At 61.9% G+C, this 17,517-nt stretch carries 15 protein-coding genes, 2 pseudogenes and 1 riboswitch; of the genes and pseudogenes, 7 read left to right on the forward strand and 10 right to left on the reverse strand.

Annotated features, from left to right (window positions below; all coding sequences use genetic code 11):
* The first annotated feature begins 9 nt into the window (after positions 1-9).
* The 4 genes and pseudogenes from rocF (at position 10) to RLEG4DRAFT_RS31045 (ending at position 4,940) form a co-directional block, all read left to right on the forward strand.
* A complete protein-coding gene (gene rocF / locus RLEG4DRAFT_RS31030) occupies positions 10-945 on the forward strand; it encodes an arginase (protein WP_003582735.1) in 936 nt (311 codons plus the stop codon).
* Positions 946-1,002: 57 nt separating this feature from the next.
* Entirely contained in the window at positions 1,003-2,202 is a 1,200-nt protein-coding gene (gene rocD, locus RLEG4DRAFT_RS31035) for an ornithine--oxo-acid transaminase (RefSeq protein ID WP_003582736.1), read from the forward strand.
* A gap of 198 nt (positions 2,203-2,400) precedes the next feature.
* Complete coding sequence (locus tag RLEG4DRAFT_RS31040; protein WP_003567163.1) at positions 2,401-2,877, forward strand: chemotaxis protein CheW; 477 nt, start codon at positions 2,401-2,403, stop codon at positions 2,875-2,877.
* Between the two features lie 312 nt (positions 2,878-3,189).
* Positions 3,190-4,940: pseudogene (locus RLEG4DRAFT_RS31045) on the forward strand (methyl-accepting chemotaxis protein).
* Between the two features lie 105 nt (positions 4,941-5,045).
* Here the strand turns inward: RLEG4DRAFT_RS31045 and RLEG4DRAFT_RS39470 are convergent.
* From RLEG4DRAFT_RS39470 to soxR, 10 genes and pseudogenes are all read right to left on the reverse strand, one after another.
* Positions 5,046-5,258, reverse strand: a pseudogene (locus tag RLEG4DRAFT_RS39470) (MFS transporter); the annotation flags it as partial.
* A 4-nt stretch (positions 5,259-5,262) separates the two neighbouring features.
* Positions 5,263-5,508, reverse strand: coding sequence for a formate dehydrogenase subunit delta (locus RLEG4DRAFT_RS31050; RefSeq protein ID WP_003582738.1), 246 nt, complete (start codon positions 5,506-5,508; stop codon positions 5,263-5,265).
* Positions 5,498-6,322 (reverse strand): formate dehydrogenase accessory sulfurtransferase FdhD, encoded by an 825-nt coding sequence (gene fdhD / locus RLEG4DRAFT_RS31055; protein WP_003582739.1) that lies wholly within the window; start codon positions 6,320-6,322, stop codon positions 5,498-5,500. The genes RLEG4DRAFT_RS31050 and fdhD overlap by 11 nt, the downstream gene beginning before the upstream one ends.
* Before the next feature lie 253 nt (positions 6,323-6,575).
* Positions 6,576-9,455, reverse strand: a complete 2,880-nt coding sequence (gene fdhF / locus RLEG4DRAFT_RS31060; RefSeq protein ID WP_003582740.1) for a formate dehydrogenase subunit alpha — start codon at positions 9,453-9,455, stop codon at positions 6,576-6,578.
* Positions 9,456-9,701: 246 nt separating this feature from the next.
* Complete coding sequence (locus RLEG4DRAFT_RS31070) at positions 9,702-11,258, reverse strand: formate dehydrogenase beta subunit (RefSeq protein ID WP_003582742.1); 1,557 nt, start codon at positions 11,256-11,258, stop codon at positions 9,702-9,704.
* A complete protein-coding gene (locus RLEG4DRAFT_RS31075) occupies positions 11,255-11,734 on the reverse strand; it encodes a formate dehydrogenase subunit gamma (protein ID WP_003582743.1) in 480 nt (159 codons plus the stop codon). Before RLEG4DRAFT_RS31075 ends, RLEG4DRAFT_RS31070 begins: the two co-directional genes overlap by 4 nt.
* A 136-nt stretch (positions 11,735-11,870) precedes the next feature.
* Positions 11,871-12,764, reverse strand: a complete 894-nt coding sequence (locus RLEG4DRAFT_RS31080) for a LysR family transcriptional regulator (protein WP_003582744.1) — start codon at positions 12,762-12,764, stop codon at positions 11,871-11,873.
* Between the two features lie 174 nt (positions 12,765-12,938).
* Positions 12,939-13,280 (reverse strand): ArsR/SmtB family transcription factor, encoded by a 342-nt coding sequence (locus RLEG4DRAFT_RS31085; protein ID WP_003582745.1) that lies wholly within the window; start codon positions 13,278-13,280, stop codon positions 12,939-12,941.
* A gap of 103 nt (positions 13,281-13,383) precedes the next feature.
* Complete coding sequence (locus RLEG4DRAFT_RS31090; protein ID WP_003582748.1) at positions 13,384-14,154, reverse strand: SDR family NAD(P)-dependent oxidoreductase; 771 nt, start codon at positions 14,152-14,154, stop codon at positions 13,384-13,386.
* 234 nt (positions 14,155-14,388) lie between these two features.
* Positions 14,389-14,853: a redox-sensitive transcriptional activator SoxR gene (gene soxR / locus RLEG4DRAFT_RS31095; RefSeq protein ID WP_003582750.1), complete on the reverse strand. Its 465-nt coding sequence runs from the start codon at positions 14,851-14,853 to the stop codon at positions 14,389-14,391.
* A 274-nt stretch (positions 14,854-15,127) separates the two neighbouring features.
* Positions 15,128-15,241, forward strand: a riboswitch (TPP riboswitch).
* Between soxR and RLEG4DRAFT_RS31100 the strand changes: the two genes are divergently transcribed.
* The 3 genes from RLEG4DRAFT_RS31100 to RLEG4DRAFT_RS31110 all read left to right on the forward strand — a co-directional run bounded on the left by RLEG4DRAFT_RS31100 (position 15,232) and on the right by RLEG4DRAFT_RS31110 (position 17,456).
* Positions 15,232-15,840 carry a YkoF family thiamine/hydroxymethylpyrimidine-binding protein gene (locus tag RLEG4DRAFT_RS31100; RefSeq protein ID WP_003582751.1) on the forward strand — a complete coding sequence of 203 codons (609 nt, stop codon included), beginning with the start codon at positions 15,232-15,234 and terminating at the stop codon, positions 15,838-15,840. Its footprint overlaps the riboswitch before it by 10 nt.
* 12 nt (positions 15,841-15,852) lie before the next feature.
* Positions 15,853-16,659 carry an ABC transporter permease gene (locus RLEG4DRAFT_RS31105; protein ID WP_003582752.1) on the forward strand — a complete coding sequence of 269 codons (807 nt, stop codon included), beginning with the start codon at positions 15,853-15,855 and terminating at the stop codon, positions 16,657-16,659.
* A complete protein-coding gene (locus tag RLEG4DRAFT_RS31110) occupies positions 16,656-17,456 on the forward strand; it encodes an ABC transporter ATP-binding protein (protein ID WP_003582753.1) in 801 nt (266 codons plus the stop codon). The genes RLEG4DRAFT_RS31105 and RLEG4DRAFT_RS31110 overlap by 4 nt, the downstream gene beginning before the upstream one ends.
* Positions 17,457-17,517: the final 61 nt, after the last annotated feature.

Consider the following 17,517-nt stretch of genomic DNA (forward strand, 5'->3'; position numbering starts at 1 on the left):
AGCCATCGAATGAATGCCCAATCGCGATCTCTCACCCTCATCGGCGCGCCGCTGGAAGAAGGCTCCGGCCGCAGGGGCGCTGCCATGGGACCCGCGGCCCTGCGCATCGCCGGCGTCGACCAGACGCTGATCGAGCTCGGCCATGACGTCGCCGATATCGGCGATCTCAGGATCGTGCCGGCGATGGACCTGCCAAACCACCCGAAAGCCCATAATCTGAGGATCGTTGGCGCCTTCACCCGTGCGCTGGAAAGCAGCGTCCATGACGTCGCCGACTCTGGCCGTTTCCCGCTGATTCTCGGTGGCGACCATAGCCTTTCCATGGGCACCGTCTCCGGCATGGCCCGTTATGCCGCCGGCAAAGGCCGGCCGCTTTTTGTGCTCTGGCTCGACGCCCATGCCGATTTCAACTCCCCGGCCACCTCGCCCTCCGGCAATATTCACGGCATGCCCGTCGCCTTTTTCTGCGGCGAGGCGGAGTTCGCCGAGATCCTGCCGAAAGACCGCCCCTTCGTCGATCCGAAGAATGTCTTCCAGGTCGGCATCCGTTCGGTTGATGCGCGCGAGCGCGAGGAAATCCACGAACACGGAGTCAACGTCTTCGATATGCGCGCGATCGACGAGCAGGGCATCGGCGCCATCATGCGGGAGATCCTCGATGCCGTCGCCAAGGCGAACGGGCTGCTGCATGTCAGCCTCGACCTCGATTTCCTCGATCCCGAAATTGCCCCCGGCGTCGGCACGACGGTGCCCGGCGGCGCCACCTTCCGCGAGGCGCATCTGGTGATGGAAATGCTGTCCGACAGCGGCCTCGTTTCGTCGCTCGATCTCGTCGAACTCAATCCGTTTCTCGACGATCGCGGCAAGAGTGCCCGCGTCCTGGTGGAGCTGACGGCAAGCCTATTCGGCCGCCGTATCTTCGATCGCCCGACACGTGCCGCATAAAAGGCACGCGCCGCCTGGAACTCATACTTTTCGGCCATGATCTAGAGGGGAAGAACCATGAACACTTCGGAAAAACTGATCGCCACCGAACAGCGTCTCGGCGCCAACAACTACAAGCCGCTCGACGTGGTGCTGACGCGCGGCGAAGGTGTTCATGTCTGGGATACCGACGGCAATCGTTACCTCGATTGCCTCTCGGCCTATTCCGCCGTCAACCAGGGCCATTGTCACCCAAAAATCCTCGCCGCCATGGTCGAGCAGGCGGGCAGGCTGACGCTCACCTCCCGCGCCTTCCGCAACGACCAGCTCGCCTACCTCTATGAAGAGCTCGCCGCTCTCACCGGATCACACAAGATCCTGCCGATGAATTCCGGCGCCGAAGCGGTGGAGACCGCCATCAAGGCGGTGCGCAAATGGGGATACGAGGTGAAGGGCGTGCCGGAAGGCCAGGCCGAGATCATCGTCTGCGCCGATAATTTCCACGGCCGGACGCTGAGCATCATCAGCTTCTCCACCGATCCCGACGCCCGCACCGGCTTCGGCCCTTACACTTCGGGCTTCCGCACCATTCCCTTCGGCGATGCCGAGGCCTTCGAGGCCGCCATCAACGCCAATACGGTCGCCGCGCTGATCGAGCCGATCCAGGGGGAAGCCGGCGTCATCATCCCGCCGGCAGGATATTTCACCCGCATCCGCGAGCTCTGCACTGATAACAACGTCACCCTCATCCTCGACGAGATTCAGACCGGTCTCGGCCGCACCGGCAAGCTGCTGGCGGAGGAACATGAAGGCATCGAGGCCGATGTGACGCTGATCGGCAAGGCGCTGTCCGGCGGCTTCTATCCCGTCTCGGCGGTGCTTTCCAATTCGGCGGTACTGGGGGTGCTGAAACCCGGCCAGCATGGCTCCACCTTTGGCGGCAATCCGCTCGCCTGCGCGGTGGCGCGCGCAGCACTCAAGGTGCTGACGGAAGAGGGCATGATCGACAACGCCGCAGCGATGGGCGACTATTTCCTCGAAGGCCTGAGATCGATCCGCTCGAACATCGTCAAGGACGTGCGCGGCCGCGGCCTGATGCTGGCTGTCGAACTGGAACCCGAAGCCGGCGGCGCGCGGCAATATTGTCATGCGCTGAAGGAACGCGGCCTGCTCGCCAAGGATACGCACGACCATACGATTCGCCTCGCGCCGCCGCTGGTGATCACCAGGGAGCAGGTCGATTGGGCAGTCTCGCAGATTGAAAAGACGATAAGCTGAAGCAAACCGAGACCTGAAAACCTTCGCAAAGCCGTTTCCGATTTAGATTTGGGCAACACTCTTCCGTTAATGTCTTCGCTAACCGTAACGATGCTACGCCGAAAGCAAAGCCATCGCGTGGTATGAAGGCAAAGCTCGTCCGCGCCAATGGTGGCGCGCCCGCTTCTGCCCTGGCTTACGACAGTTGGGAAGAATTCTATGACCACGATCAATTCCACTAGCTTCAGCGGCGATACGCTCGAGATCATTGCCTTCCGCCTGCATGATCAGGAATTCTGCGTCAAGACCACGACCATCCGCGAAATCCGCGGCTGGGCACCGTCGACGCCGATCCCGCATGCGCCGGCCGATGTCATCGGCGTCATGAACCTGCGCGGCTCCGTCATCCCGATCATCGACCTTGCCTATAAGCTCGGCATGAAGAGCACCGTTGCCAACGAACGCAGTGCCATTGTCGTCGCCGAAGTTCACAGCATGGTCATCGGCATGCTCGTCGACCGCGTCTCGGATATTCTGACCATCTCCTCCAGCCAGGTTCAGCCGGTGCCCGAAGTGACCGCCTCCTTCGACCGCGCCTATTGCGAAGGCATCATCGCTTCGGAAAATGGCATGATCTGCTTCCTGAACCTTGCCAAGATGTTCAAGGAAAACGAGACGGATGAACTGGCGGCCTGATCGCGCCGATACAACTCAATAGTGGAAAACCGCCCGTTTGGGCGGTTTTTTATTGCAGTACCAAAAGTACAACCGATGCAATTGTTATTTTTCAGCCATACCAACATATTATTAGCGATCGCTTTTATACTGATTGTTAACTGCGCTCGGTCAAATTGCTTGCGAAGCATTGGGGATGACGCGTTTTCCGATAGGCAAGGAATAGCAACCGGTTAGCGGATTGCATTCTCGGCCTCGGCATTCCTCGCCCGACCGGCTTCGCCTTTACCAGGCCGAATGCAGCGAAAGCTGTTCATCTCAAAGGGGGCGGGAATGTTTGGTCTATCACCTGATTCAAGATATATCCTCGATGCGATCTCCAAATCGCAGGCGATCATCGAATTCGATCTTAAGGGAAATATCCTCACGGCGAACGAGAATTTCTGCAAGGCGCTCGGTTATCGCCTGAACGAGATCGTCGGCAAACATCACAGCATGTTCTGCGAGTCGGCCTATACGGCGACCCCGGAATATCGTGCCTTCTGGGCCCGCCTCGGACGCGGCGAATATGATGCCGGCGCTTATAAGCGCCTCGCCAAAGGCAACAGAGAAATATGGATCCAGGCGTCCTATATCCCGTCTCAAAGGGCGGGAAGCCATTCAAGGTGGTAAAATTTGCCGCCGATATCACTGCTGCGAAGAAGCAGGCGGTCGAGGATGCCGGAAAGCTGGAGGCGATCTCGCGCTCGCAGGCAGTGATCGAATTCACCCCGAACGGCGAGATCCTGACCGCCAACGAGAATTTCTGCCAGGCCATGGGATATTCCCTGGCTGAGATTGCCGGCAAGCATCACAGGATGTTCTGCGATCCCGCCTATGTCAGCACCGAGGATTACAGCAACTTCTGGCGGCGTCTCGCCGCCGGCGAATACATCGCCAACGAATTCGTCCGCTTCGGCAAGGGCGGCCGTGAAATCTGGATCCAGGCGGCCTATAACCCGATCGTCGATGCCGACGGCAACGTCTACAAGGTCGTGAAGTTCGCAACCGACGTCACCCCGCGGATGAGCGCGATTTCCCAACTCGGGGGCGCGCTGCGCCTTCTCTCGGAGGGCGATCTGACGAAGACCGTGGATACACCCTTCGTTCCCTCGATGGAGCAGTTGCGCCACGATTTCAACACCACCATCCAGGGTCTTGCCGAGACGATGAAGACAATCGGCGAGAATGGCGGCGCGATCGCCGCCGGCTCGCGCGAGATTGGTGCATCGGCCGATTCCTTCTCCAAGCGAACGGAACAGCAAGCCGCGTCCGTGGAGGAGACGGCAGCAGCGCTCGAAGAGATCACCACCACGGTCAACGATTCCAGCCGCCGCGCCGACGAGGCAGGCCGCCTCGTCGCCAAGACCAAGCAAGGCGCCGAACAATCCGGCACGGTGGTCCGCAATGCCGTGGCGGCGATGGACCAGATCGAACAATCGTCACGCGAGATCACCAACATCATCGGCGTCATCGACGACATTGCCTTCCAGACCAACCTGTTGGCGCTGAATGCCGGTGTCGAGGCGGCGCGTGCCGGTGAAGCCGGCAAGGGTTTTGCCGTTGTCGCCCAGGAAGTGCGTGAACTCGCTCAGCGCTCCGCCAAGGCCGCCAAGGAGATCAAGGCGCTGATCAACACCTCGAGCGAGCTCGTCAAGAACGGCGTCGGCCTCGTCGGCCAGACCGGCAAGGCACTCGAGGAGATTGTCGTCCAGGTCGGCGATATCAACGGCAATGTCGTCGCCATCGTCGAAGCGTCGAAGGAACAGGCAACCGGCCTCAAGGAGATCAACCAGGCGGTCAACTCACTGGATCAGGCAACCCAGCAGAATGCCGCAATGGTCGAGGAAAGCACCGCCGCCAGCCATAAGCTTGCGATGGAAGCCGAAGCGCTGCGCGTCCTCCTGTCGAGGTTCCGCCTGCCGGGCGAAGTCCACAGCAGGCACGAAGTAAAACAAGGCTCGCCGGCGCTGCATCTCGTTTCCAGGGTGGCAAGGGCGCAGGGCGCGGCCGCGGCTGGCGCCAAAAGCTGGGAAGAGTTCTGACCCTGTCTTCCGTTCCCGGCGTAAGACGACAGCGTTTTAAAATAACAACAGCACGAAACAGGGATAGGCGCGCCGCATGAGGTTCATGCGGCGCGCTTTGATATGTCAGCCGAACAGCGCGAAGGTCGCCTGCAGAATGCCGACGACGGCCCAGGCAAGCATCGCCTTGGCGTCCAGCGCGGCGACCTCGTTGTCGGACATGAACCCCTTGTCCGGAAGCGGCCCGATCAGCGCATTGGCAACGGGGCCGAGCGGCAGCATGCCGGCGAGGATATACATAGTGCCGGTATGGAGGCTCGGACCGGACGCAACGCCGGCATGATTACCGGACCTGGTTTGCCTCCGCTTCCCGTTTGCGGATCATGGGAGCGGCCTGAAGGACGAGAGCATCCAGACCGTTTTCCTCCTTCTCGAGAATTTCGAACAATTGCCGCCGCATCCGCGGCTCCCAGAATTTGTTGATATGGTTGGCGACCCCCTCCACAGCCTCGCTTGCCGGCTGGCTCTTGAAGAAGGTGGCGATCTGGTTTGCCATGTAGACGAGTTTTGTCTTGGTATCATGCGACATCGGCAATGCTTCCGGGCGAGATGCGGTGCGGGTGGGTGAAAATCTCGAAATCCTCGCCGCGCACCAGCGCGACGAGTGTCATGCCGGCCGCTTCGGCCGTGCGGATCGCTAGAGCCGTCGGCGCTGAAATGGCAATGAGCACCGGGCTGCCGAGGATCGCCGCCTTCTGCACCATCTCGACAGACAGCCGACTGGTGACGACAACGGCGCCGTGTCCGCCACTTTCGCCGGCGCCGATGACGGCGCCGCAGAGCTTGTCCAGCGCATTGTGCCGGCCGACATCTTCGCGCACGGCAATCAGTCCGCTGCCGGGAAGATAAAACCCGGCGCCATGCACCGCCCGCGTCTCCCGATGCAGCGGCTGCGCCTCGTTCAGCAACGATACGGCCCCGACGATATCGGCATGCGACAGCGACAGCGGCGATGCCGAGACATCGGGCACCGGCCGCACCGCCTGCTCGATCGATTCGATGCCGCAGAGCCCGCAGCCAACCGGGCCCGCCATGCTGCGGCGGCGCGCCCGCAGCCGATCGGCGACGTCGTCGACCAGACTGACCTGCACGTCGATGCCCTGCTCACCCTCGACGATCTCGATGCCTGCGACCTCCGCCCGCTCGGTAACGATGCCTTCGGTCAGACTGAAGCCGACGGCAAAATCCTCGAGGTCAGCAGGTGTCGCCATCATCACGGCATGGGTACTGCCGCCATAGGAAAAAGCGATCGGCACTTCCTCCGGCACGATGCGCGAACCGCTATGCATGATGCCGTTGCGGCGGGCAGTTTCGGGTGCGCGGGCGCTGGTGGGGAAGATCATAATGCAAGCTCCCCCTTCTCCCCAGCGGGGAGAAGTGCTGAGCGAAGCGAGGCGATGAGGGGGGCGAGCGACGGTAGGAGCGAGCGAACCGAGCGTAAGCGAGGTGCATTGCCATTTGCAGCACCGTCCCCCTCATCCGCCCTACGGGCACCCAACGGGGTAGAGCCACTGGTCTCGACCCGTCCTTCGGACCCCCGCTGGGGAGAAGGGGGCGAGGCACCGCCACGAAGAACGGAATATCGTTCCCCCATCCTCACTCCGCTGCTTCGAGCTTGCTGGCGATGCGGCGTGATTGCCGCGCCTGCTCGTCATATTCGCGCTGCCATTCGCTCGGCCCGTTGGAGGGCGAGACCTGCACCGCCGTCACCTTGTATTCCGGGCAGTTCGTCGCCCAGTCGGAAAAGTCGGTGGTGATGACATTCGCCTGCGTATTGGGATGATGGAAGGTGGTATAGACGACACCCGGCGCGACGCGATCGGTGATCAGTGCCCTCAACGTCGTGTCGCCGGAGCGGCTGACGAGCTTCACCCAGTCGCCATCGCGAATGCCGCGCTGTTCGGCATCGTGCGCATGGATTTCCAGCCGGTCCTCCGCATGCCAGGTGACATTCTCGGTCCGCCGCGTCTGCGCCCCGACATTGTACTGGCTGAGGATACGGCCGGTGGTGAGCAGCAGCGGGAAGCGCGGACCGGTGCGCTCGTCGGTCGCCACATATTCGGTGCGGATGAACTTGCCCTTGCCGCGCACGAAACCGTTGATATGCATGATCGGCGAGCCGAGCGGGTTCTTTTCGTTGCAGGGCCACTGCACCGAACCCATCTTGTCGAGATAGTCGTAGGAGACCATCGCGAAACTGGGCGTCGTCATGGCGATCTCGTCCATTATCTCCGACGGATGGGCATAATTCCAATTAAGCCCCATGGCCTGGGCAAGTTTCTGCGTCACTTCCCAGTCGCCATAGCCGTTGCGCGGCGACATTACCTTGCGCACGCGGTTGATGCGGCGTTCGGCATTGGTGAAGGTGCCGTCCTTCTCGAGGAAGGTCGAGCCCGGCAGGAAGACATGGGCGTAGTTGGCGGTCTCGTTGAGGAACAAGTCCTGCACGACGACGCATTCCATCGCCGCAAGCCCGGCCGCGACATGTTTGGTATCCGGATCGGACTGGAGAATGTCCTCGCCCTGGACGTAGAGGCCCTTGAAGGAGCCGTCGACCGCCGCATCCAGCATGTTCGGAATGCGCAGGCCCGGCTCGTTGTCGAGCTTCACGCCCCAGAGCTTTTCGAAGATGTCGCGCGTCGCATCGTCGGAAATGTGCCGGTAGCCCGGCAGTTCGTGCGGGAAGGAGCCCATGTCGCAGGAGCCCTGCACATTGTTCTGGCCGCGCAACGGGTTCACGCCGACGCCCGGACGACCGATATTGCCGGTCGCCATCGCCAGATTGGCGATCGCGATGACCGTGGTCGAGCCCTGGCTGTGTTCGGTGACGCCGAGGCCGTAGTAGATTGCACCGTTGCCGCCCTTGGCATAGAGCCGTGCCGCACCACGCAGATCCGCCGCCGGCACGCCGGTGAAAATCTCCGTTTCTTCGGGACTGTGCTGCGGCTCAGCGACGAAAGCGGCCCAATCTTCGAATTCCGACCAGTCGCAGCGCTCGCGGATGAAGGTCTCGTCATAGAGCCCTTCGGTGACAAGCACATGCGCCAGCGCCGTCATGACGGCGACATTGGTGCCGGGCTTCAGCGGCAGGTGGTAGGAGGCCTCGATATGCGGCGACCGGACGATATCGGTGCGGCGCGGATCGATGACGATGAGCTTGGCGCCCTGGCGCAGCCGCTTCTTCAGCCGCGAGGCGAACACCGGATGCCCGTCGGTCGGATTGGCGCCGATGATGACGACGACATCGGATTGTTCGACGCTGTCGAAATTCTGCGTGCCGGCCGACGTGCCGAACGTCTGGCCGAGGCCGTAGCCTGTCGGCGAATGACAGACGCGGGCGCAGGTGTCGACATTGTTGTTGCCGAAGCCGGCACGGACCAGCTTCTGCACCAGGTAGGTTTCTTCATTGGTGCAGCGCGACGAGGTGATGCCGCCGACCGCCTCACGACCATATTGATACTGGATGCGGCGAAACTCCGACGCAACATGCGCGAAGGCCTCGTCCCAACTCACCTCGCGCCAGGGATCGCTGACCTTTTCGCGGATCATCGGGTTGAGGATGCGGTCCTTATGGGTGGAGTAACCGTAAGCAAAGCGGCCCTTGACGCAGGAATGGCCGCGATTGGCCTGGCCTTCCTTCCAAGGCACCATGCGCACCAGCTCCTCGCCGCGCATTTCCGCCTTGAAGGAACAGCCGACGCCGCAATAGGCGCAGGTGGTGACGGCCGAATGCTCGGGCTGACCGATCTCTATCACCGACTTCTCCGTCAGCGTCGCCGTCGGGCAAGCCTGGACGCAGGCGCCGCAGGAGACGCATTCGGAATCGATGAAGCTTTCGTGCGCACCCGCTGAAACGCGCGAGCCGAAACCACGGCCCTCGATCGTCAGCGCGAAAGTGCCCTGGACTTCCTCGCAGGCGCGCACGCAACGCGAACAGACGATGCACTTGGAGGAATCAAAGGTGAAATAGGGATTTGACTCGTCCTTCGGCGTCCATTGCAGATTGATGTCGCCGTTGTTGCGCGCCCTGACGTGGTTATCGCCATCATAGCCGTAGCGCACATCGCGCAGACCGACGGCGCCCGCCATATCCTGCAATTCGCAATCGCCGTTGGCAGCACAGGTCAGACAGTCGAGCGGATGGTCGGAAATATAGAGTTCCATCACGCCGCGGCGGATATCTTTCAGCCGTCCCGTCTGCGTGTACACCACCATGTTAGCGGCCACCGGCGTCGTGCAGGAGGCCGGCGTACCATTGCGGCCCTCGATCTCGACAAGGCAGAGCCGGCAGGAGCCGAAGGCGTCGATCATGTCGCTGGCGCAGAGCTTCGGCACCGTGATGCCGGCCTCCATCGACGCGCGCATGATCGACGTACCCTCAGGCACACTGATCTGCTGCCCATCGATGGTGAGCGTCACCATCGTTTCCGACGTCGAAGCGGGAGTGCCGTAGTCGATTTCATGGATGAGAGACAAGGTCGGCCTCCTGTATGGAAATAGAATTGAGCAGGTCAGGGCGGCGTTCGAGGCTCCCCCCCTCTGGCCTGCCGGCCATCTCCCCCACAAGCGGGGAGATCACAAGCGGCTCGCGCGTCCTGCCCATTTGGCGTTTCGCCGCGCTGACACGCGAATTGTCTGGGGAAACCAGCGCGCCCAGCCAATCTCCCCACCTGTGGGGGAGATGGCCGGCAGGCCAGAGGGAGGCTGGCGCGTGGAGAGTCATCACTCAGCCGCCTCCACCAGAGGTGCCGGCGAAAAATCTTCCGGGAAATGCGTCATGGCGCTCATCACCGGATAGGGCGTGAAACCGCCCAGCGCGCAGAGCGAGCCGAATTTCATCGTGTTGCAGAGATCGGCGAGCAGCGCCCGGTTCTTCTCCGGCTCGATGCCATTCGCGATCTTGTCGGCCGTCTCGACGCCGCGCGTCGAGCCGATGCGGCAGGGCGTGCACTTGCCACAGCTTTCGACGGCGCAGAATTCCATGGCGAAACGCGCCTGCTTCAGCATATCGGCGGTATCGTCGAAGATGACGATGCCGGCATGGCCGATCAGCCCGTCTTTGGCGGCGAAAGCTTCATAGTCGAACGGCGTGTCGAACAGCGCCCGCGGGAAATAGGCGCCGAGCGGCCCGCCGACCTGCACGGCCTTGACCGGCCGTCCAGTCGCCGTGCCGCCGCCGATCCTGTCGACAATATCGCCGAGCGAAAGACCGAAAGCGGTTTCGTAGAGACCGCCATATCGGACATTGCCGGCGATCTGCAGCGGAATGGTGCCGCGCGAGCGGCCCATGCCGAAATCGCGATAGAAGGCGGCGCCCTTCTGCATGATCACCGGCACCGAGGCGAGCGAGATCACGTTGTTGATGACGGTCGGACAGTCGAACAGCCCCTTATGCGCCGGCAGCGGCGGCTTGGCGCGCACGACGCCGCGCTTGCCTTCGAGGCTGTTCAGCAGAGCCGTTTCCTCGCCGCAGACATAGGCGCCGGCGCCGGTGCGCACCTCCATATCGAAGGCGCGGCCCGAGCCGAGCACCGATAGTCCGAGGATGCCTGCCTGCCTGGCGATGCCGATGGCCGCGGTCATCGCCGCAATCGCATGCGGATATTCCGAGCGCGTATAAACGAAACCCTTCGTCGCACCGGTCGCAAGTCCAGCGATCGCCATGCCCTCGACCAGCACAAAGGGATCGCCCTCCATGATCATCCGGTCGGCAAAGGTGCCGCTGTCGCCCTCGTCGGCGTTGCAGACGATATATTTGCGGTCGCCGCTAGCATCGAGAACGGTCTTCCACTTGATGCCTGTGGGGAAACCCGCACCGCCGCGGCCGCGCAGGCCGGAATCGGTGACTTCCTTGACAACTTCGGCGGATGTCATCGACACGGCGCGGCGAAGTCCGGCCAGACCGCCATGCGCCTCGTAATCGGCAAGCGAAAGCGGATCGGTGATGCCGCAGCGGGCGAAGGTCAGGCGGGTCTGTTCTTTCAGGAACGGGAGGTCTTCAACCTCCCCGAGACAGAGCGGGTGTTCGCCGCCATTGATGACCCCGGCGTCGAACAGCGCAGGTACATCTCTTGTCTTAACCGGTCCGTAGCCGATGCGCTTGCCGGCAATCTCGACCTCAACAAGCGGTTCCAGCCAGAACATTCCGCGCGAGCCGTTGCGCACGATCTCGGCATCGAGGCCGCGGGCGGCGATCTCCTGGGCAATCGCCATTGCCACCTTTTCGGCCCCGAGCGCCAGCGCAGCGGCATCGCGCGGAACATATATTCTGATCGTCATCGGCGTGCCTCCGCAACCAGTTCCGCCGCCAGCTCATCGTCGACCCGGCCATAGACCTCGCCGTCGAGCATCGCCGACGGGGCGCAGGCGCAGAGCCCGAGACAGTAGACCGGCTCCAGCGTCACGCTGCCATCGAGCGTCGTCTGGTGAAAATCGATGCCGAGCAGCGTCTTAATTCGCTCGGCCAGCGCATCGCCGCCCATCGACTGACAGGCTTCAGCGCGACAGAGCTTCAGCACGTGCCGCCCGGTCGGGTGGTCGCGGTAATCGTGATAGAAAGTCACCACGCCATGCACCTCGGCGCGGGAGAGGTTCAATTCCTCGGCGATCACAGGCAGGGCTTCCGCCGGCAAATAGCCGAATTCTTCCTGAACTTCGTGCAGAATGGGAAGCAGCGGCCCTTCGAGAAAGCGAAGATCGGCAATGATGGCACGAGTGCGCGCTGTGATATCGCCTTCGGCGATATGAATGGTCATAAGGCAGCCCTCCCAGCCGCTTGCTCGTTTACAGGAAATGGCAGGCTCCCCAGGCACGCACCATTCCATACACAGCATCTCAGGGAAGCCGCCGGCAATCAATAAAGCTATCCTGTGGATCGATAGGTTTTTTCTATCAGAGTTCTTCATCCCGCACCAGCACCCGCGCTTCGTGCAGCAAGGCCGAGACCAGCGGCGTAAAGGGTTCGCGGTAAGGCGCGACAAGACCGACCAGATGATGGGCCTCCGGCTCAACGATCGGTATCATCCGGATTTCCACCGGAAAACCAAAGGATTTCGCGACGTTGCGCGGCATAATGCTCGCCCAGCGGCCGGTCCTGACATGCGAGAACAGCACGATCATCGAATTGGATTCGAGCGTCGGATGCACCGTGGCGCCGGCTTCCGTCAGATGGCGGTTGATGATGCGGCGGTTCTGCATGTCGGCGGTCAATAGACAAAGCCGAAGATCGCCGACCTCCTTCCAGGTCACATTGTCGCGATCGGACAGCGGGCTGCCCGCAGCGGTAATCAGATGATAACGCTCGGCATAGAGGGGGACGCTGGTGACACGGCCGAGCGGCTCGTTTTCGAGATAGGTGATGCCGGCATCGATTTCGAGATTCTCAAGCATGCTCAGCACCTGCAGCGAATTGCGCGAGACGATCGAGAAGGTGACGCCGGGGTGCCGTTCCTGAAAGGGCGTGGTGATGCGCGACAGCATGGCGAGCGCCGTCGGAATGGCGGCAAGGCGAATGTGGCCGGAAAGGCCGCGGCGCGCGGCGCGCATCTCCTCACGCATGGTGCGGGCATCGCCGACGATACGCCGGGCCCATTCCAGTACGCGCTGCCCCTCCGGCGTCAGCCCCTGGAACCGCGAGCCGCGCTGCACCAGCATGACCCCCAATTGATCTTCGAGCTGCCGGATGGCGGCCGAAAGCGTTGGTTGCGAAATCCCGCATTCCTCCGCGGCACGGCCGAAATGCTTTTCATTGGCAAGGGCGATGAAGAATTCAAGTTTATCGATCATCCGGTCTCCCGCGACATTTCGCGTCCGGCCTTATCTTCGACGTAGCGGCCGTGCTCCGCAAGGGCGGCTCGCTAAAGCGCATCACGTAAGGCAAACTAATGCGACGCGCTTGAAGTCTTCGTTTCCAGCATGTCCTTATCGCAAAACCCGCCGCACGCTTTTGCGCGACGGGCTTCAACAGTTTTCTGCAATCGGAAAAAGATCGAACAGTGTTTCGAGGAAGGCAAGCACGCTGACATTGCCGATACTGTAATAAACCAGCCTGCCTTGGCGGCGCGTATTGACCAGGCCTTCGAGCCTCAAACGCGCAAGCTGCTGCGAAACCATCGCCTGCTGTATGCCAAGGATATTTTCGATTTCACCGACCGTCCGCTCCTCTTTTGCCAGTATGCAGAGGATCAGCAGCCGGGTGTGATGCGCCAAAGCTTTCAGCAGATCGCTCGCTTCATGGGCTTTTCCAGCGAGTATGTGCAAGTCCTGGCCGGTCATCCCCGGCTCCGGTTTAGGCAACGGCATTCGACATCTCGGAAGGGAAGCGGTGTAGTCGACCGGAACAATAGCATATTCGCAGAGGCGAGTTGATCAATAGTGATGAAATGCCAAAAAAGGTCCAAGTAAATCAGCAGATAAGCTGTCCGCCATTGATCTCGATCACCTGGCCGGTAATGTATCCCGAAAGTAAGGGAGCCGCCAGGAACAGATAGGCGGGAGCGCAGTCCTCCGCCGTGCCGAGCCGCTGCAGCGGGATGGATTTCCGGGTCTGCTCCAGCTTTTCTTTGGAGGAATAACGCTCGTGGAAATCCGTCTCGATCGTTCCCGGCGAGACGCAGTTGACGCGGATGCCATCCGGGGCAAGCTCGCGGGCAAGCGCCTTGGAATAGGTCGCAACGAAGGCTTTCGAGGCCGAATAGATCGACGAGCCGGGGCTGCCGCCGGTCAGCGCCGAAATCGAGACGGTGTTGACGATGGCAGCACCCTCGGCCGCCTTCAATGCCGACAGCAATGCGCGCGTCAGCGCCACCACCGACGTCTGGTTCAACCGTATGACCGCCTCATATTCCGCGTCGGTCAGCGTGGCAGCGGGAAAACGGCCAAGCATGGTGCCGGCATTGTTGACGAGCACGTGGACCCTGTCGAAGAAAGCGAGAACATCTTCGGCAAATTGCGCCGCCCCGCCCGCGGCGGAGAAATCGGCATGCAGCAGCAGCGCCCGTCTTTCCGATTCGGCCGTCAGCAGGAAATCCGGCAGGTCCCGCCCCGGCTTGCGCCCGGTATGGACGATGACCTTCGCGCCGCAATCCAGAAACTGCCGAGCGACTTCGAGGCCGATGCCGCGGCCGGCGCCGGTGACGACGACATTGCGATTTTCGAACAGTCTGGGATGAAACACGAAGCCGCCCTCTTAGAGCATGAGGCCGAAAAGTGTGAGCGGTTTTCGGACGACGTCATGCTCTAGCTCTAGAATTTAGAAGAGGATTCAGATTTTAGGCCGACACGGCCTAAAATCATCCTGTTCTAGCGGACAGTGCCGCCGGTTGCGTCACTCGCCCTTACATATGAGCGCGCCAGCCGAAAGAAAGGCAGGCATCGATCTTTCTGCGGAAAGCCAGGACGAAACAACCAGCTAGTTTTCGGTCTCCAGCAGCCGCGCACCCGGCCCTTCCTTGCCGAGCCGGTCGCAGGGATTGCGCAGCGGACAGCTTTCGATCGACAGGCAGCCGCAGCCGATGCAGCCGGTCAGGCGATCGCGCAGCGAACTGAGCCGGCTGATCCGCGCGTCGAGATCGTCCTTCCATCGTGCCGACAACGTCTGCCAATCGGCGACCGTCGGCGTGCGCCCCTGCGGCAGGGACTGGAATGCCGCCTGGATTTCCGCAAGCGGAATGCCGACACGCTGCGCCACCTTGATGATGCCGAGGCGGCGAAGCACATCGCGCCCATAGCGGCGCTGGTTGCCGCGGGAGCGGATGCTCGAGATCAAACCTTTGGTCTCGTAAAAATGCAGCGCCGAAACGGCAAGACCGCTGCGCTCGGCCACTTCGCCGACAGTCAGGAGCTTGCCGAGCGGGGCTGCCGGAATTGTATCCATCGCCTCTTGACCTCAATATTGGTTGAGGTTTTATACCCTTTGCTCCTGCAGTCGTAAAGCCCGATCGGGCGCTTTCCGGCGCTCGCGCCCCTTACGCCGATATTGCCGCCTGAGGCAGCAAGCTGCGGTCCCGTTCCCGGCAGGTACGGGCCCACCGAGGAACACCCGAGCGGGATCCCGCTCGGGTGTTTCCCTCACATCGGCTCTATTCCGGCCGCGCGGACGGCTTGGTAATTTTGCGGTTGCGGGAAGAAAACCCGGGTGATAGTTTCCGCCGAAATAACAGGGGAGCTCCGTATCGCCGGGGCTGAGATGTGAGGCGCAAGCCTCTGGACCCTTCAAAGCTGATCTGGGTAATGCCAGCGGAGCGAGGTTCAGATGTTCTCAGGCGCACAAGTGTCACTCTATCCGATGTCCGGCAATTTCGTCGGCATCATTCTCGATGCCGTCAAGACACTCGATCCCTATCGCGACCGGCTGCGCATCGAGACCGACGACATCTCCACCCTGCTGGTCGGCCCGCCCGATGTCCTCTTCGCCGCCATGCTCGACCTCTTTGTCGCCGCCGCAAAGACCGGCGAGCACTGCGTTTTGTCCGCCGCGGTTTCACGCGGCTGCCCCGGCGAGCCCGACGACGCCATCTGCGGCGTCAACCCCTCCCACGGCCAGGCCGACCCGCTTACCGGGCGGATTACAGCCGCGCTTGCCGCCGTTGAAACCACGGCAGAAACCGGACAGCCGGCGGCGGCGCAATTCTCGCTCTACGTGATGGGAACCGGCAGCCATATGGACGAGATCTATGGCTGCATCGATTTCCTGAAGCGCTCCGGCACCTTCGACCGCGCCAAGAATTTCTGCACCCGGCTGGGAGGCGATGCCGGCGCCGTCTTCGCAACCATTCGTGAGGCCTTCTATCGCTTCGGCGACCCGGACGGGCACGTGACCCTCGACATCACGGTGTCGGCCAATAGCCCAACGAAAGCCTGAAATCGAACGCTGATGACACCGTCGCAACCATCGGATTCGCGCCTTGCCGCGCTCCGCGCCGCTCTTTACCGGGGCCTGCCCGCTTTGATCGCGGGCTGCGCCTTTTTGGCGGCATGGGAACTCTATGTCGATCTTTCCGGGATCAAACCTTCCATCCTGCCGGCGCCTTCGCGCATCGTCATCCAGGGCTGGCTGAACCGCGACGCGCTGATATCAAACACCTGGCCGACGCTCGGCGCGACACTCGGCGGCTTTGCGCTGTCGCTGGCCTTCGCCTTCGTCTCATCGATCCTGATGGATTTCATGCCCTTCATGCGCCGGGCATTGCTGCCGATCTTCATCGCCAGCCAGACCCTGCCGCTGGTGGCGATCGCGCCGCTCGTCGTCCTCTGGTTCGGTTTCGGCCTGTTGCCGAAGATCCTGCTGGTGGCGCTCGTCACCTTCTTCCCGCTGCTCGTCGCCCTGCTGCAGGGCTATGAATCGACCGACCGCGACATCGCCGAATTGCTGCATTCGATGAAGGCGAGCCGCTGGCGGATTTTCCACCTGGCACGGCTTCCCTCGGCGCTGCCCTATTTCTTCGCCGGCCTCAGGATCTCGATCACCTATGCCGTCGTCGGCGCGATCTTTGCCGAATATGCCGGCGCCGCCCGCGGCCTCGGCATTTATATTCTCAACGCCAAGAACAATTTCCGCCCCGATCTCGTGCTCGCCGCCGTCGTCGTCAGTGCCGTGCTGACGCTCTGCCTCTTCGGGCTGACGCTATTGATCCAGCGCGTGGTGATGCCCTGGCAACCATCCGGGGAGCGGCGCCGATGAGCGATGCTGTGATCGAATTGCGCAATATCTCGAAGTCCTTCGACGACATGAAGGTCTTGGGCGATATTTCGCTCAGCGTCACAAACGGCGAATTCGTCTCGATCGTCGGCCCGTCCGGCTCGGGAAAATCGACGGTGCTGCGATTGCTGACGCAGGCGCTTCGTCCCGATTCCGGCGCGTTGCTTTTCAAGGGCGCGCCGCTGGAAGAGGCGCCGCATTCCTTCGCTTTCATGCCGCAGCGCGATGCGCTGATGCCCTGGCGCCGGATCATCGACAATGCGGCACTTGGCCTCGAGGTGCGGGGCATGAGCCGCCGGGCGGCCCGCGCCATTGTGGCGCCGCTGTTCGAGCGTTTCGGCCTTGCCGGTTTCGAACACCATTATCCCTCCGAACTGTCAGGCGGCATGCGGCAGCGCGCCGCGCTGCTGCGCACCGTCGTCCAGACCCAGGACATGCTGCTGCTGGACGAGCCATTCGGCGCGCTCGACGCGCTGACACGCACGCAGATTCAGGAATGGCTGCAGGGCATGTGGACCGAACACCGCTGGACGGCGCTGCTGATCACCCACGATGTTCGCGAAGCCGTGTTCCTCTCCGACCGCATCTACGTGCTTTCGGCCCGGCCGGCGCACATCATCCGTGAATTCCACGTTCCCCTGCCCCGCCCGAGAAGCCTTGCCGATCTCGGCTCGCCGGCGGCCCAGGCGATCGAAACCGAAATCCTGCAAACCCTGCTGCATCCGCTAGAACGGGATGATTTCAGGCCGGCCGGCCTAAAATCTGAATCCTGTTTCTAATTTAAAGAGTTAGAGCATGATGTCATGAGAAAACCGCTCACATCTTTCGGGACCATGCTCT

This window comes from Rhizobium leguminosarum bv. trifolii WSM2297 (assembly GCF_000271845.1).

Excerpts from the sequence above, each read along its gene's own strand:
- RLEG4DRAFT_RS31075 (WP_003582743.1), bottom strand. The coding sequence starts at position 11,734 with ATGACCATTCATATCGCCGAAGGCGATATCACAGCGCGCACTCGTGCC.
- RLEG4DRAFT_RS31040 (WP_003567163.1), top strand. The coding sequence starts at position 2,401 with ATGACCACGATCAATTCCACTAGCTTCAGCGGCGATACGCTCGAGATC.
- rocF (WP_003582735.1), top strand. The coding sequence starts at position 10 with ATGAATGCCCAATCGCGATCTCTCACCCTCATCGGCGCGCCGCTGGAA.
- RLEG4DRAFT_RS31085 (WP_003582745.1), bottom strand. The coding sequence starts at position 13,280 with ATGCCGTTGCCTAAACCGGAGCCGGGGATGACCGGCCAGGACTTGCAC.
- rocD (WP_003582736.1), top strand. The coding sequence starts at position 1,003 with ATGAACACTTCGGAAAAACTGATCGCCACCGAACAGCGTCTCGGCGCC.
- RLEG4DRAFT_RS31050 (WP_003582738.1), bottom strand. The coding sequence starts at position 5,508 with ATGTCGCATGATACCAAGACAAAACTCGTCTACATGGCAAACCAGATC.
- soxR (WP_003582750.1), bottom strand. The coding sequence starts at position 14,853 with ATGGATACAATTCCGGCAGCCCCGCTCGGCAAGCTCCTGACTGTCGGC.
- RLEG4DRAFT_RS31080 (WP_003582744.1), bottom strand. The coding sequence starts at position 12,764 with ATGATCGATAAACTTGAATTCTTCATCGCCCTTGCCAATGAAAAGCAT.
- RLEG4DRAFT_RS31110 (WP_003582753.1), top strand. The coding sequence starts at position 16,656 with ATGAGCGATGCTGTGATCGAATTGCGCAATATCTCGAAGTCCTTCGAC.
- RLEG4DRAFT_RS31105 (WP_003582752.1), top strand. The coding sequence starts at position 15,853 with ATGACACCGTCGCAACCATCGGATTCGCGCCTTGCCGCGCTCCGCGCC.
- RLEG4DRAFT_RS31070 (WP_003582742.1), bottom strand. The coding sequence starts at position 11,258 with ATGACGATCAGAATATATGTTCCGCGCGATGCCGCTGCGCTGGCGCTC.
- RLEG4DRAFT_RS31100 (WP_003582751.1), top strand. The coding sequence starts at position 15,232 with ATGTTCTCAGGCGCACAAGTGTCACTCTATCCGATGTCCGGCAATTTC.
- fdhD (WP_003582739.1), bottom strand. The coding sequence starts at position 6,322 with ATGATCTTCCCCACCAGCGCCCGCGCACCCGAAACTGCCCGCCGCAAC.